This is a genomic window from Kiritimatiellia bacterium (genome assembly GCA_018001225.1).
In the GTDB taxonomy this organism is placed as follows: Bacteria; Verrucomicrobiota; Kiritimatiellia; order CAIQIC01; family JAGNIJ01; genus JAGNIJ01.
Window position 1 is genome coordinate 17,684 of record JAGNIJ010000003.1, and the last position, 14,483, is coordinate 32,166.

Annotated in this window: 16 protein-coding genes; 4 read left to right on the plus strand and 12 right to left on the minus strand. The window is 67.9% G+C overall.

All coding sequences use genetic code 11. The features are described from left to right. Nucleotides 1-12 precede the first annotated feature (12 nt). Genes KA248_01820 through KA248_01830 form a run of 3 tightly spaced genes read right to left on the minus strand, consistent with a single transcriptional unit; the run spans nucleotide 13 to nucleotide 2,394 of the window. Nucleotides 13-732 carry a methyltransferase domain-containing protein gene (locus tag KA248_01820; protein MBP7828635.1) on the minus strand — a complete coding sequence of 240 codons (720 nt, stop codon included), beginning with the start codon at nucleotides 730-732 and terminating at the stop codon, nucleotides 13-15. Nucleotide 733: 1 nt separating this feature from the next. After that, a complete protein-coding gene (locus KA248_01825) occupies nucleotides 734-1,588 on the minus strand; it encodes an SDR family NAD(P)-dependent oxidoreductase (protein ID MBP7828636.1) in 855 nt (284 codons plus the stop codon). Then, nucleotides 1,585-2,394 (minus strand): diaminopimelate epimerase, encoded by an 810-nt coding sequence (locus KA248_01830; GenBank protein MBP7828637.1) that lies wholly within the window; start codon nucleotides 2,392-2,394, stop codon nucleotides 1,585-1,587. The genes KA248_01825 and KA248_01830 overlap by 4 nt, the downstream gene beginning before the upstream one ends. 137 nt (nucleotides 2,395-2,531) lie before the next feature. Between KA248_01830 and KA248_01835 the strand changes: the two genes are divergently transcribed. Both KA248_01835 and KA248_01840 read left to right on the plus strand, forming a co-directional pair. Further along, complete coding sequence (locus KA248_01835) at nucleotides 2,532-4,232, plus strand: hypothetical protein (GenBank protein ID MBP7828638.1); 1,701 nt, start codon at nucleotides 2,532-2,534, stop codon at nucleotides 4,230-4,232. Nucleotides 4,233-4,239: 7 nt separating this feature from the next. Next, nucleotides 4,240-5,595 carry a purine permease gene (locus KA248_01840; protein ID MBP7828639.1) on the plus strand — a complete coding sequence of 452 codons (1,356 nt, stop codon included), beginning with the start codon at nucleotides 4,240-4,242 and terminating at the stop codon, nucleotides 5,593-5,595. An 8-nt stretch (nucleotides 5,596-5,603) separates the two neighbouring features. Here the strand turns inward: KA248_01840 and KA248_01845 are convergent, their stop codons facing one another. From KA248_01845 to KA248_01875, 7 genes are all read right to left on the minus strand, one after another. Next, nucleotides 5,604-6,167 carry a hypothetical protein gene (locus tag KA248_01845; protein ID MBP7828640.1) on the minus strand — a complete coding sequence of 188 codons (564 nt, stop codon included), beginning with the start codon at nucleotides 6,165-6,167 and terminating at the stop codon, nucleotides 5,604-5,606. Nucleotides 6,168-6,186: 19 nt separating this feature from the next. Further along, nucleotides 6,187-7,047, minus strand: a complete 861-nt coding sequence (locus KA248_01850; protein ID MBP7828641.1) for a hypothetical protein — start codon at nucleotides 7,045-7,047, stop codon at nucleotides 6,187-6,189. 87 nt (nucleotides 7,048-7,134) lie between these two features. Further along, nucleotides 7,135-7,293: a hypothetical protein gene (locus KA248_01855; protein ID MBP7828642.1), complete on the minus strand. Its 159-nt coding sequence runs from the start codon at nucleotides 7,291-7,293 to the stop codon at nucleotides 7,135-7,137. A 93-nt stretch (nucleotides 7,294-7,386) separates the two neighbouring features. Beyond that, a complete protein-coding gene (locus tag KA248_01860; GenBank protein ID MBP7828643.1) occupies nucleotides 7,387-8,457 on the minus strand; it encodes a radical SAM protein in 1,071 nt (356 codons plus the stop codon). 1 nt (nucleotide 8,458) lies between these two features. Further along, nucleotides 8,459-8,749 carry a PqqD family protein gene (locus tag KA248_01865; protein MBP7828644.1) on the minus strand — a complete coding sequence of 97 codons (291 nt, stop codon included), beginning with the start codon at nucleotides 8,747-8,749 and terminating at the stop codon, nucleotides 8,459-8,461. A 133-nt stretch (nucleotides 8,750-8,882) separates the two neighbouring features. Continuing rightward, nucleotides 8,883-9,068 carry a hypothetical protein gene (locus KA248_01870; GenBank protein ID MBP7828645.1) on the minus strand — a complete coding sequence of 62 codons (186 nt, stop codon included), beginning with the start codon at nucleotides 9,066-9,068 and terminating at the stop codon, nucleotides 8,883-8,885. Beyond that, the gene (locus tag KA248_01875; GenBank protein ID MBP7828646.1) at nucleotides 9,055-9,528 is read right to left on the minus strand and encodes a nucleotidyltransferase family protein; all 474 of its coding nucleotides are present in this window, start codon (nucleotides 9,526-9,528) and stop codon (nucleotides 9,055-9,057) included. Before KA248_01875 ends, KA248_01870 begins: the two co-directional genes overlap by 14 nt. A gap of 144 nt (nucleotides 9,529-9,672) precedes the next feature. On the opposite strand from KA248_01875, the gene KA248_01880 reads away from it, so the two are divergent. Next, on the plus strand, nucleotides 9,673-10,965 hold the full coding sequence (locus KA248_01880; protein MBP7828647.1) for a nucleotidyltransferase family protein: 1,293 nt from the start codon (nucleotides 9,673-9,675) through the stop codon (nucleotides 10,963-10,965). A gap of 89 nt (nucleotides 10,966-11,054) precedes the next feature. On the opposite strand, the gene KA248_01885 is transcribed toward KA248_01880, so the two are convergent. After that, nucleotides 11,055-11,609 carry a GNAT family N-acetyltransferase gene (locus tag KA248_01885; GenBank protein ID MBP7828648.1) on the minus strand — a complete coding sequence of 185 codons (555 nt, stop codon included), beginning with the start codon at nucleotides 11,607-11,609 and terminating at the stop codon, nucleotides 11,055-11,057. Nucleotides 11,610-11,793: 184 nt separating this feature from the next. On the opposite strand from KA248_01885, the gene KA248_01890 reads away from it, so the two are divergent. Further along, a complete protein-coding gene (locus KA248_01890; protein MBP7828649.1) occupies nucleotides 11,794-12,147 on the plus strand; it encodes a hypothetical protein in 354 nt (117 codons plus the stop codon). 29 nt (nucleotides 12,148-12,176) lie between these two features. Here the strand turns inward: KA248_01890 and KA248_01895 are convergent, their stop codons facing one another. Beyond that, the gene (locus KA248_01895; protein MBP7828650.1) at nucleotides 12,177-14,468 is read right to left on the minus strand and encodes a glycogen debranching protein; all 2,292 of its coding nucleotides are present in this window, start codon (nucleotides 14,466-14,468) and stop codon (nucleotides 12,177-12,179) included. Nucleotides 14,469-14,483 lie beyond the last annotated feature (15 nt).

Consider the following 14,483-nt stretch of genomic DNA (forward strand, 5'->3'; position numbering starts at 1 on the left):
CGGGGCCTGGAATCAGCGGACGGCGACCACGACCTTGAACCAGCGGAACGCGCGCAGGTCGTGGATCGTTGCGCGGCGGAACCCGGCGCGAAGGCACAGCGCCTTCCACTGCCGGGCGCTGACGCAGTACTCGCCCTGGTTCAGAATGTGCTTCTTGCCGTTGTCGTACATCCGGCTGAAGGCGGGGACACCGCCCTCCTTCAGGGCCATGAGGATCTCGGCCTTCAGGAAGTCGAGGAGGCGCGACAGGCGTTTCGGGTCCGCGTGGTCGCCCGACGTGTCCACGTCGATCTCGCCGATCACCAGCCGGCCGCCGGGCTTCAGGAGAGATCGCATGGTTTTCAGCATGGGCAGCTTGTTCTCCACGTGATGCAGCGCAACGGTGGCGGCGATGACGTTGAACGATTCCCTCCGGAACCGAAGCTTCGCGGCGTCCTGCCGCACGCAGCGGACCCGGTCCCGCAGGCCCAGCGCGTCAACCTTGGCCTGGAAAAGCTTCAGCATGTCGGGGGCGTAGTCCGCCGCCGTGATCCGGCAGTCCGCGCGTTCCAGGAACTTGAGCGAGAGCAGGCCCGTGCCGCAACCCGCGTCGAGGACCCGGTCGCCGTCCTTCACGCCGGACCGGCGCACGGCGAGGTCCAGCAATTGATGGTGCCGCCGGACCTTGCCCAGCGTGGCGTCGTACTCGTTCGCCCAGTCGCCGAACCACTGCCTGGTGTCGTGTTTCTTCATGCTATCCCAGCCGCCGCGCGAGCAGCCAGTCCATGACGGCGTGCGGCAGGAGGCGCGCGAGGATCGAGCCGGCGCGCGCGGGCAGGGTCACGGGGTAGCGGCGGCGCGGCGAGGACGATTCCACCGCATGCACGATCCGGCGCGCGACGGCCTCCGGCGGGGCGGTGAACGGGTCCGAACTCCGGAAGTTTTTTGCCGCCCGGCGCTTGCCCTCGCTCGCGTAGCGCTCGCCGAACCGGGAGCGGTCCAGGTCGAGATGCTCCTGGCCGCTTTCAAACGCGTTCTTCCGGAACGCGGTCTCGATTGGGCCGGGCTCGACGATGCTCACCGCGACGCCGGTGCCGAGCAGCTCGATCCGCAACGCGTCGGAGAGCGCCTCGAGCGCGTGCTTGCTGGCGCAGTAGGCGCCCATGAAGGGGATGGTCAGCCGCCCGAGCACGGAGCTGACATTGACGATCCGGCCGTAGCCCTGTTCGCGCAGGGCGGGCAGGACATGGGCGGTCAGTTCATGCAGGCCGAAGAGATTGACCTCGAACTGCCGGCGCAGGGCCTCGCGAGTAAGATCCTCGACGGCGCCGGGCTGGCCGTAGCCCGCGTTGTTGACCAGCGCGCCCAGGCGGCCCCCGCCCCGCTTCAGGGCTTCCTCGGCCGCGCGGCGGACGGAGGCCGGGTCGTGCAGGTCCAGTTCGATGGGATCGAATCCCTCCGCGCGCAGGCGGGCGAGGTCGTCCGGTTTGCGGGCGGTGGGCCACACGGTCCAGCCGCGCTCGCGCAGGAGACGGGCGGCGGCCAGGCCGATGCCGGTGGAGCAGCCGGTGACCAGGGCGGTGCGGGATTGGACCGGGGCGGCTTTCAAGGGTAGTCCAGCACGCCCTGGAAGACGTGAACGGCCGGGCCGCGCAGCGTGACACCGGTCGCGCCGTCGGCCGTCGGCGTGAAGTTGACTTCCAGCGTGTCGCCGCCGGCGGTGAGGATGGAAACGGGAGGCCGCACGCGGCCCAGTTTCCCGGCCAGCAGGCCGGACGCGACGATGCCGGTCCCGCACGCGAGCGTTTCCGCCTCGACGCCGCGTTCGTAGGTCCGGAGACGGAGCGAACGGGGGCCGGTGACCTGGACGAAATTGGCGTTGGTCCCGCCCGGCGCGAAGGCCGGATGGTACCGCAGGGCGCGGCCCAGCTCCTGCACGTTGACGGCGTCGAGGTCCGGAACCTCGACCATGACGTGCGGCACGCCGCTGTTGACGGAGTGCGCGTCGAGGATCCGGCCGGCGGCCTCGAGTTGCCGGTTGAGGCTCCAATCGCGGGGTTCGGTCAGGTGGAGCAGAATACTCTCGCCGTCCACGGCGGCGCGGACAAGGCCGGCGCGGGTCTCGATGCGCATCTCGCGCGGCGCCGCGCCGAGCTCGTGGGCCAGCCGGGCGATGCAGCGCGCGCCGTTGCCGCACATATCCACCTCGCCGCCGTCGGGATTGAAGAACCGCATCCGGAAATCGGCCCGGTCGGACGGCTGGATCAGCAGCACGCCCTCCGCCCCCACCCCGGTCCGGCGGGCCATGATCCGTGCCAGCCAGCCGCGGTCGCCCGCGGGGAAGGTCCCGGCCCGGTCATCCGCCAGGATGAAATCGTTCGCCGCCCCGTGCATCTTCCAGAAGGGAATGCGCATTCTCTCCGCCGCTCGTTTGGATCCAGCGGCACTATACACGCCGCGCGCGGCCTGTCCAGCACGCCGGCCTTCTTGCGCCGCGGGAACGTCCCGGCTACAATCGGGCGTATCGAGGTTCGGGAATCGGAAAGGAATGCATGGCCTGGTTTCCGCGTGGGACATGGCGGTACGCGGTGCTGATCCTGCTGCTGCTGGTGCTGGCCGCGGTCGCGGCCATGTCCACCCTGTCCTCGATCGAGAAGTTCCTGCTGACCGATGCCCCGGCCGCCACGCCCGAGGCCCTGCACAGCTACCTGGGCATCATCACCCTGACGATCCTCGCGCTGACGATGGGCTTCCTCTTCCTGGCCGGCGCGCTGGGGGTCTGGGCGATCCGCTCGACGGCCCAGGTGGAGAGCCGCCGACGCGTCGGGCGTTTTGTGGACGCGATGGAGTACTTGAGCGACGGTCTGCTGGCGGTGGACCGGCGGGGCCGGATCACCGGATCCAACCCGGCCGCGCGCCGGTTCGCCGGGATCGAGCCCGGGCCCAAGAGCGGGCTTCGCGACCTGTTCGGCGCCCTGACCGCGGAACAGGAACTTCTCCTGCTGAGCAGCCGCGAACCCCAGGAAGTCGAATGCCTCGTGCGCGAGGCCGAGGGCCTTCGCGCGCTGCGCTTCCGCTCCCAGCCGTCCGAGGACATCCAGCTGATCCTGGTCAGCGATGTCACGCAGCGGAAAACGGAGGAGATCCGCGCGCGGCAGGTGGCGACCCTACAGCTTATCGGGCGCATTGCGCGGGGCGTGGCCCACGATTTCAACAACATCCTCTGCGCGATCTCGGGGCACGCCGAACTCGCCGGGCGCAGCGCTCCGGGCCCGGACCAGGCGGCCAGTCTGCAGGCCATCTCGCACGAGTCGCGGCGCGGCGCGTCCCTGGCCGCGCACGTATTGCGATTGAGCCAGGCCGAAGCCCAGGGGCATCCCTGCTCCCGCCTGGCCGAGCAACTCCAGCGCACCGTCGAATTACTCAAGGTAGGCCTCTCGAGCCGATGGCGCCTGGCCGTGGACATACAGGACGGACTCGGCCCCACCCTCCTGACCGGAAGCCAGATTGAACAGATCATCTTGAGCCTGTCCCTGCTGGCCGCCGACGAACTCGGCCATCCCGGGCATCTCCAGGTCCGCGCCCGGACTCCGAATCCCGAGGATTCCCTGTTCGACGTGGGCAACCGGTGCGCGGCAGCCGTATGGATCGCCGCGTCGGAAGTCGAAGGGGCCTCTTCCGCATCGATGAAGGCCACCCCGCTGGAGGCCGGCGTCGTGGTGTCCGTCGTGCGCTCGATACTGGGCGAATCCGGCGGGAAGCTGGACATCCTGGCCCAGGAAGGCCGGCACGGGTACCGCCTGTGCATACCCGGTCTTCCTGTCGCGGAGAAGAACCTGGCGCTCGGTATCCTGACCGAAGAGCAGGCCCTGCAGGCGGCCTCCTGGCGCGTCCTGCTGGCCGGTCCCCGCACCGCCGCGCGCGACGACTGGGCCCGGCTGCTGCGCGACCTGAACACGGACGTCCGCCTGGCGGAGGACATCGTCGCCACGCTCCACGCCGTGGAAGGCCCCGGCGAGATCAGCGTGCTGGTGCTGGATCGTAAACTGCTGGGCGAGGAGGCCTCGGCCCTGGCCCGGGCCATCCGCAAGCTGCGGCCGCGAACCGGGCTGGTTCTGCTGGCGGACGCCGATTCCGCGTGGGACCCGGCCCTGGGCATGGAAATCATCCGCGAGCCGGCGCCCCCCGGCGAGACCCTTTTGAAGGCCATGCTGCAGTCCACGGAAAAACTGAACCCGGCCCCCGGAATCTGATGCCGCGATGAATCCAGAAGATCCGACCGGTGCCGCGCCGCCCGCTGAACTCCTGTTTGGACTGGAAGACCGGCCGCCGTTCTGGATCGCGCTGTTCGCCGCCCTGCAACACCTGCTGGCCATCTTCGTGCCGATCATCACGCCGCCGCTGCTGATCTGCGGCGCGCTGAAATGCGACGTGCCCACCACGACGACCATCGTGGCCCTCTCGCTGTTCATTTCGGGCGTGTCGACCTGGATCCAGGTCCGGAGGATCGGTCCGCTGGGCTCGGGGCTGTTGAGCATCCAGGGCACCAGCTTTACGTTCGTCGGGGCGCTGATCGCGATCGGGCAGACCGGCGGGCTGCCGCTGATCTTCGGCGTGTGCCTCGCGGGCTCGCTCGTGGAGATGGTCATCAGCCGGTTCATCCCGCTCGTCCGCCGGCTCATCCCGCCGCTGGTCAGCGGGATCGTGGTGACGCTGATCGGGTTGAGCCTGGTCGGGGCGGGCGCGTTCAACTGCGCGGGCGGCGGCGCGGCGATGGCGGACGGAACGTTCGGCCAACTCCGGCACCTCGCACTGGCCGGGCTGGTGCTCACCGTGATCCTGGGTCTGAACCGCAGCCGAAACGCCCTCGTGCGCATGGGCTCGATCGTCGCGGGGCTGCTCGCCGGCTACGCGGTCGCCGCGCTGCTGGGCCGCGTGGATTTCCGGCCGATCGCGGAGCTCGACCGCGTGGTTCTGCCGATCCCCTTCCAGTACGGCCTGTCCTTCCGCTGGTCCGCCTTCATCCCCGTGGCGCTGCTCTACGTCGTCACGTCCATCGAGACCGTCGGCGACATCACGGCCACCTCGATCGTTTCCCGCCAGCCGATCGTGGGGCCGCTGTACGGGAAACGGCTGGCGGGCGGGATGCTGGGCGACGGGTTCAACTCCGCGCTCGCGTCGGCGTTCAACACGTTCCCGAACACCACGTTCAGCCAGAACAACGGCGTGATCCAGCTTACGGGCATTGCGAGCCGGGCCGTGGGCTACTGGATCGCCGGCCTGCTGATACTGCTGGGCCTCTCACCGCTGGTCTCGGGCGTGTTCGCCCTGATGCCCGAACCGGTGCTGGGCGGCGGGACGCTGCTGATGTTCGGCACCGTCGCGGCGGCCGGTATCCGGATCATCGCCCAGCAACCGCTGGACCGGCGCGCCCTCCTGATCCTCGCGGCGTCGCTGGGCACGGGCATGGGCGTGGTGCTGGCGCCGGACGTGCTCAAGGCCCTGCCGGAATGGGCCCGGCACATCTTCGCGTCCGGCGCGGTCACCGGCGGCCTGACGGCCGTGCTCTGCAACGCGCTGCTGCCGGACCGGGGAACTCCACAGAAACCTCTGTAGCGGCGGCTCTATGAGCCGCCCGGCGCGTCACGGACGCGCCGTCGACGGCGCCGATTCAACCGCTCGTTGAGCCGGCGGACGCCGCGGGAAGGCAGGGATAGGATTCGCCACACGGCGTGGACGCCGCGCCCCGGTTTCTTCAGCGCGCCCTTCCAGGGGAACAGCCGGTACAGGCCGGCGATGGCCAGGGATGAGACGGCCAGGAACCGGTTGCTCCACCGGCCGCGCCGGGTGTCCAGCCGGAAGTCGCCGCCCGGCCACTTGATGCGAATCACCCGGCCGAGTACAGCGGAGTACGGGATGGGATCATCGAAGCCCAGGACGGGATCGCCCTTGGTCACGAACTCGCGACCCGTGCCGGAGCGCCGCGCGCGCAGGACCCGGTGGCAGACCAGTTGCTCCCCCCGCTCGAACACAAGGATGTCGCCGAAGCGGATATCCCGCTCGGGCACGGCCCGGATGACGATGGCCTCGCCGGCGCGGATCGCGTGGCCCATGCTCAAGCCGGCGGTATGCAGCAGCACCTCGTTGCCTTCGGCCAGCAGCGCACGGGTTATGGCGCTGGAATCCATGCGGCCCCGCGGCGTGGGTTCAATCCTTCAGCCCGGCCAGGCATTCCAGCACGGACGCCTCGGGCACGAAGCCCAGTTCGTAGCACGGAACCCGCGTGGCGATCTCGGCGCACAGGCCCGTGGTGCGGTCGATGCCCTCCGCGTCCCAGAACGGCGGGAACGAGCGCGCGATCAGGTGCGCGGCCGCCTGGGCGGGCGGCCAACGGACCGCCCGGTTCTCCGGCGACTTCTTCAGAAAATAAATGCGGCGGAGCGGCAGCCCCAGGTTCTCGCAGACGTCCACCTCGCCGTGCCAGGGGGTCCCGAACATCCGGAAATCGTTGCCCACCTTCCGCAGGATGATCCGGTCGTCGCTCAAGACCTTCCAATCCGTCCCCTTCATCAGCACCTTCGACATCGTGCTCTTGCCGGCGCCGGACACGCCGACGAACAAGTTCCCGGTCGTCTCGTCGCCCGCGCCACAGGAATGGATGATCACGCCGTCGAAGGACGGGAGCGCGCTGATGAAGATCAGCTCTTCCAGCGGATAGGTCAACGGGAACTTCTGTTCGACCTCCCGCCGGCAGTACACCGTGCCGGACCGGAAGTCGGCCGAGAGCACCGCCCGGCGGTTTTCCGTGTACGGGGGCACCGTGTCGAAAAAGGAAAATACCCGCCGGTCGCCGGCCTTGAACAGCGACCAGTACGACGTGGAATCGAACAGCTTCTCCAGACCGTCCAGGGCGGGCCAAGGCCCGTCCACCGCCCTGAACTGCAGGTCCGGCTCGCCGTCCGACAGGAAATGCCGGTGGGCCGAACCGAACTCCATCGGCACGCCGCCCGGGCTTTTCTCCAGGCTGTAACGTATGCCGGCAATATCAAAAACGGCGTTCAGGGACATTGCTTTCTCCTCGCCATTCCACGTCAAAAAAGAAAAAGGCCCTTGCCCTCGCAAAGGCCTCTTTCCTGTGCTAGCCCAGCGTTAACGTCAGGATCCGATCGTCGAACACGGACCCACGGTGGACAGCATGATACAGCCGGTCGCCTGCGGCCCTCCGCTCGGGATGGTCTTGCACGCCTGCAGGACGGCTTCCGACGGAACCAGCTTGATCTTGCGGATGCTGGGCTTCTCGTAGTTTTTCTTCATGATCCCCCTGCCTTGGTTGCTGCTCACCTACTGTCAGGACTCGCAGCCTAAAATAGGCCCGTAATAGCGTCAATTAAAAAAACAAGCCTCCAATCACAATCCCTTGATGCCAAAAGCCCGGGCGCGAGCATGGGCAATCTGACACAAGTACTCCACCGGCTCTTCCGGATCGCCGCTGTGCAGGGAGGCCCAGCCCGGACACTGTCCGCACATGCTCCGGATCGCACAGGCTCCGCACTTGGTCACGCGGGCTTCCTTCTGGGCGAGGATCGACGGGAGGAAGGTGTAAAAGGCCTCGTGGAAATTCCCGTTGCGCAAGTCGTACTGCTGCTGGCGGGCGAACATGCAGAGCGACAGCTTGCCCTCCGGATCAATATGGAAGCTCCACTGGCCCGCGCCGCACTTGTACAACAGCCCGTTGTCGGCCGCGAAGGTGTATTTCCCGCAGAACTCTTCCCAGGATTTCATGCGCTCGGGGTCGTCCACATCCAGCGCGACGATCTCCTCCGGCGTCAACATCATGTCCTCGGGCGCGCGGGAGCCGGAGAGAGTAGGATTCAGCATCGGATCGAACCGGTAATTCAACCCGCGGGATTGCGCATACTCCCGGAGCCGGGGCAGGTCCTGGATGTTCTGCCGCATGATCATGGACTTGAGCTTCAGCGGGACCCCGCGCTGCTGCAGGAGTTCGATCCCCCGCAGGACCTTCTCGAAATGCTCCGCCCGCCCGGTCACCGCGCGGTAGGTTTCCGGGGAAAAGCCGTAGAGCGTCACCTCTACGACGAACGGCTTGAGGTCGCTTAACAGGCCCGCGATCCGGTCGGTCACCAGGCTGCCATTGGTGAAGAGGGTCGTGATCAGCCCCTTCTGCCGGCAGTAACTGTAGATGTCCTCGAAGTCGCGGTGCAGCAGCGGCTCGCCGCCGGTCAGCAGCATCCAGAGGCAGCCCTCGTCCGCCACCTGGTCCACCAGCCCGCGCATTTCTTCAAGAGACAGCTCGCGGCGCGGCGCCTCGTTGACGCAGTAGCAATGGATGCAGCGGAAATTGCAGGCGAAGGTCAGTTCGATCGAGCCGGACAACGGAAGGCGCTGGCGCAGCGACTGGTTGTGCACCCGCTCGCTGAAGTACTCGTAGCCGACCTCGGGGACCTTCGCGTCGCCCATGCTACGCTTCCCGGATCAGCTTCTCGGACTTCAGCTGCTCCACGAACTCGGCGATGTCCCGGTCGAGTTCCTCCGGCGTGACGTCGTACTGCTGCAGCAGGAGGTCGCGGATCTCGCCCAGGGTCTTCTGGCCGTCGAGCAGGTCCCAGATCTGGGCCGCCATGGGGTTGATGGAGTAGATGCTGTCGAGTTCCTCGGCCGACTTGCGCACGGGGACCAGGATAATCTCGTCCGCGATCTGCCGCCGCACCACGTCCCCCGTCTTCGCCATCCGAGCTTTTTCTATCGACATGCGCCTCTCCCCGGTTGAGTTGTTGCGGCGCATCATGCCGGACCTCCGCCGCTCGCTCAAGCCCGTAAACGACGCCATCCACGTCTCCTTACGGCCGGCTGGAGACCGGCCCTGCAACGGGCGGGGGCCGAATTCAGCCGGGCGCGGACCGCGCGCCCTTGTCGTACGGCGCGGGCTCCTCGCGGACGGCCCCGCGGGGCGGGCGCTGGTGCAGGCCGGCCTTCCGGCCGGCGCGGGACAGCTTGAGCCCCAGGTCCCGAAGTTCGCTGATCCGGTACACAACCCGCTCGGCGGGCGTCATGTCTTTATACGGCTTCATCCGTGCCGTTTCCTTTGATCTTCTCTATGTCGGCCTTGTCGAGCGCCGAATTGCGCGCGCGCTTCATCGCGATCAAGTCATCTCTACCGACCACTCGAAGGGTCAGATCCGCATACGCCACCGTGACCGAACGATCCAGGATGGCTTGGCCTTCAGGAGACTCCGGCACCATCACGTCCACCACCATCAGCTCCTCGGAATTCCTATCGGGCTTTATGAAACGCCAGAGAGTGATCTGGGTATCTTTGAAAGTCCAAGGCGCCGAGGAAGATTGGTACCCCATCGCTTTCAGAATGCCCGATGCTCGCTCCAGATCTTCGTGGCCCACAAGGATATCGATATCCTCTGTGTTCCTTAGGAAGCCGTGCAGTGCGACGGCTAAGGCCCCCGCCACGGCATACCGGACATGCTCCTCCGCGAAACGGCGAACGATGGCGTCGAACTCGAGGTACAAATGCATGGGGGTATTGAAACAGAAGATAACGAAGAAAACGAAGCTATTGTGAGGCCCCCCGGTCCCGCGTCGTGGTCCCCTCGGCGGTTGGAAACAGCGGATTCGGCTTTCGTTTCGCGGGCGCCTGGTCTATACGAGGCCCATCGCGCGATGAGCACACCCGACCCCAACCCGGAAGTCCGCTTTCTTGCCGCACTGGCCCGGTTGCGGCCGCGGATCGAGGACCTCGCCGCCGGTCGCGAGGCCGCCGCCGCCGGGCTGGACGCCGGGCGCCTGGGGCCGCTCGTGGACCACAACCGGCTGGCCCCCCTGCTCTACCGCAACCTGAAGGCCGGCGGGCTCGACGCCGCGCTGCCGGCGGACATCCTCGCCGCGCTCCAGCAGCGCCTCCGCCAGGAACTGCTCCGCGGCGCGATCCTGGAACAGGCGACCCGGGAACTGCTGGAGCTCTTTCACCAAGAAGGCGCGCGCGTCATTCTCCTGCGCGGCCTGGCCGTGGGCGAGTCGGTCTACGGCGACGGCGCGCTGCGCCCGTACAGCGACCTGGACCTTCTGCTGCTCAAGGAAGACCTGCCCGCCGCCAAGGAACTGCTCCGCGGGGCCGGCTACGGCCCGTCCGCGAAATCCCTGGAGGACGGCTACTACGAAAGGCAGCACCTTCACCTCCTGTACGTGCACCGGAAGACGGGCGTCATGGCGGAAATTCACTGGGCACTGGACCACCGGTTCACGCCGTGGCTGGTGGACTATGCGGAGATTTTCCGCGACGCGCGCCCCGGGACGATCGCGGGCGCGCCCGCGCTGACGCTGTCGCCCGAGGACATGCTGCTGTCGCTCTGCCTTCACCTGGTCAAGCACGCCCCCTGCGTGGAATTGCTGTTGAACCAGCCGGACGCCGCGGAGCGGATTCTCGCGGCGGGCTGGTGGATCCATGTCCTCGACGTGGCCGAGGCCTTGGAGCGCGGCCGCGATACGCTGGACTGGAATCGGGTCGCCGACAAGGCGCGGCGCTGGAACATCGGGGCCGCCGTCCGGGCCAGCCTGCGTTGTGCCGAGCAACTGCTCTGCGCCCCCGTGCCGGCCGGGTTGATCGAGAACCTGGGCGCGACGCCACCCGGCCGCCTCGCCCGCCGGCTCCAGCTTTGGCAACTCCGCGCGCTCGCGCCCGAGGCGGAGAAACCCACGCGGCGGGTTGCCGGATTTCGCCATGACGTCGCGTTTCGGCCAGTGCGGCTGCTGGATGCCCTGCTCTACCTGTGGCCGGACGCGGCGTATCTCGAAAAGAAGTATCCGGACCGCGGCCGGTTCATCCGCCGCTGGCGGCACATGGCGGACGGATGCGCCTCGCTGGCCTTCGGACTGGCCGATCTCCTGCGCAGCCAGTGGCGGCGCGGGAAAACGGCGCCGCCGGACACGATCCCCGCGGGCTTGTCCCGCGGGTGAAGGAAGTTGCGGCGCAGGCGGAAGGCGGGCTCGCAGGAGCTCGCCCCTCCATGTTTCTTCGTCGGAGGGCGAGCTCCCGCGACGCCGAATTAGAGATCCAGTTTCATCCCCACGTCGCCGGGATGCAACGTGGGATCGGCAAGGTCCGCCTCGGGACGGAATCCCAGTTTTTCATACAGCCGGATCGCCGAGTTGTTGCCGCTCCGCACGGACAGGCATATCGTCCGAGCGCCCTCCGCCTTCACGCGCCGGATCGCCTCGCGGGCCATGAGTTCGGCCAGGCCGCGCCGCCGGTAGAGCGGACGCACCTCCATGCCGGCGATCCACCAATCCGGCCGGCCCTTCTGCAGATGGATGTAACCCGCCAGCCGGTCCGGCCGCCGGGCGTCCGCCGCCACGAGAACGCGGCGGAAACCGGGCGCAGTCTCGCGCAATGCCTGCTCCCACGCCGCCCGCAGGGCCGGCCGCCGTCCCGGCCGCAGCGTAGCGCCGAAGAGAGCCAGCGCATCCAGGTCGCGCGTGGGATCGGCTTCGCGGACTGCGGGCTCCAAGGGCCACAGGACTTTCAGAACGGCCGCGACGCAGGGCGAGCCCAGCACCCGGCCGGCCAGTCGGCTCGCGGAAAGCATGAAGGAGTCGGGCATGCGCACCTCAATACTGGATCACCGTGCCATCGCGGCCGACACCGATTCTCCCTTTCGCCCGGGCCGGGCCCGTGGGGGATGTTTGTACCATCCGGGAACAACCGGGTCAAACGCCCCGCCGGGCCGCGGCAGCACCATCGCGGGCTTGCCGCCCGCCCGTTTCCAGGGCAAGCTGCGCGGCATGATGAATACGGAAAGCCCGCCCCGGGGACCCGGCGCCGACGCGGAGACGCTCCTGCTGTCGAACGAAGTGCAGCTGCTCCTTTCGGAAAAGCGGACGTGGCTGTCCGTGCTGTGCACGGGCATCGCGGTGTTCGCGCTGCCCCTGTCGGTGTTGAGCGTCCTGATCACCACGTCCAAGCTGTACGACGTGTCCAAGGTGAAAATCTTCCTGGCCCTGGTCCTTACGCTGTCCTTCGGGCTGGTGGTCCTGGGCGTCTACCTGGTGGCGCGGGCGGTGCGGAAACTGCACGCGCTGGACGGGTCCATCCAGAAGCTGAAGAGCCGGTCCCGGATCATCGCGGACCTGGTCAACTGATCGCTCGGCCGCCGGCGGCCGAGCACGGTTCAGCGGTATTTCCCCGCGAGGATGATCCCCTTGAGCTCATCCTTCTGCTTCAGGCAGGGCGGCCGGGCCCGCGGCTTGGGCTGGGCGAAAGCCAGCGGCTTGACCTTGGGGAGCTTCTTTCCGGGCAGCGGCCGGGCTTCCCACTGCCCGTTCAGCCCGGACATCGCGCGGCCCTTTTCGATCACCAGCATCCACGTGTCCGCGGATTTCATTTCCCGGTCCAGGGCGAAGCGGAATCCGCCGGCGACCGCATCGAGGGAAACGGTCAGGTGATCGATTTTACCGTCCAGCGTGAGAATGTATACGTCCTTGCCGTGCTCGCGGGCATAGGTCGCCTGCAGTGCCGCGCCGCGGCCGAAGGGAAAGGTCGCCGCGAAGCGCGTCCACGCGGCCGGGAACCGCGGGCGCAGGACGATCCGGCCGTCCAGCAACCGGGGCTCAAAGCCGCCGAAATCCTGGTAGCCGTTGCGCGCGAATTCCGCCGTGCTCCAGGCCTGCGCCCAGCAACCGCTCAACACGAGTTGCCCCTTCGCGTCCGGCCAGGCGTCCACCAGCTCGCTCATCGTGCCGCGGCAGCCCAGATCGAGAATCTGCTTCGACAGGTTCTTGGCCAGTTGGCCCGCGAGCTCCGCCTGCCCGCACCGGCATAGCGCGGTGGTCGCGAAGCCCGCGTTCCAGCCCCAGACGATGCCGTTGTGGTAGGCCGCGTCGAAGTGATAGGACTCGTCCCGGTGGTGAATCGGGTGGAAGTACGGGTCCGTCGGGCTCAACGTCCCGATCCCGTGCGGGTAAAGCAGCTCGCCGCACGCGTTCTCCGTCACGCGTGCCGCCGTGGCGTCGTCCACGAGCGGCTCGATCAGCGGCACGGAGAGGGCCAGCAACTGGTTCGGCCTGACCTTGTAGTCCGCCGTGCCGTCCGCGCGAAGCCGGTCGGCCATCCGCTTCTTCCGCGAATCCCAGAACTTCTTCAGGAAATTCTTCTTCAGTTGCCCGGCCAGCGCGGCCCATTCCCGGGCGGACCTGGCGTCGCCGGTCAGTTCCGCCAGCCGCGCGCCGGCGAGCAGGGCGTTGAACCACAGGGCCTGTATCTCCACGGCCCGGTCGCCGCGCGCGGACCAGGGCTCCTTCCCTTCGATGCGGGCATCCATCCACGTGTCGGCGTCGTCGTGCGCGAGGAAGCCGAGCTTGTCGCCGTGGTGTTTCAGCGCGCCGGCGATCGCGGTCTTGACGAACGGGTACAGCTCCTCGCCGAACGCGCGGTCGCCGGTGTAGCAGAGGACCTCGTACAGTTCCCGGATCAGCCACGGGGTTCCGTCGGCGGTGTTGTAGATCTTGTCCGCCGCGCGCGTCCCGGTGACGCGGTTCGGCACGCGCCCGTAGTCCGGCGAGCCCTTGTCCGTGTTCTGCCAGCGGACGAAATTCCGGATCACCTCCTTCGCCTCATCGAACTGGCCGCTGACGAGCAGCGTGCCGGGCAGGGCGATGAACGTGTCGCGCCCCCAGTTGTTCTTGAACCACGGCAGGCCGGCCCAGATCCCCTTGCCGAACTCGTCCTCGACGAGGAAGAGGCTCGACAGCTTGGCCCACATCAGCGCGCGGTTGTAGCCCTCGTCGTCGGTCCAGAGGTGGCTGCGGGTGAGCAGGCCGTAGATCTCCGCCTTGTGCCGGCGCACGCCGTCGGCCTCGCGCAGGGCCAGCGCCCGGCCCTGGGCGCGGCGCGGATCGCGGTCGAACGCAAGGTACAGCGTGAACTCCGACTCTTCCTGCAGGGTTCGGAAGACGGGCGCGGCGAAGCGGCCGTGCGTCGTGATCTCCTCGCACCGGAACGGCTGGCTCGAACTGACGCCGATGCAAAACGTCTTCTTCCGGTCCGAGATGAAACAGCCCCACGGTTTGGCCTGCGCCACGAGATGGCGCGGTGCGAGGTCCAGCAGCGGGGCCAGGGCCAGCGTCTGCGGTTTGCGGGAGAACGCGCGCAAGGCGACCGCCTGCTGGCGGCGCAGGAGTATCATCTCGTCCCACCATGACGGCCCGTGGTCGTGCCGGATCCCGTACGGATAGATCACGGCCCCCTCGGCCTTGAGCCGGTCGTTGAAGAGCGCGCCGCGCCAGCTCAAGAAATCCCGGAACAGGGCGCGGCCGCGCAGCAGGTAGCCCGCGCCTTCCGCATAGCGGTGGGTCTGGCCCTCGAAGTAACCCTCGACATTGTCGCCGAAGAAATATGGCGCCGCACGCCGGCGCGGCACGCGGATCGCCAGCGCCTCGAAGAGTTGTTCCTGCTCGAACGCCATGAGGGGCATCCTACC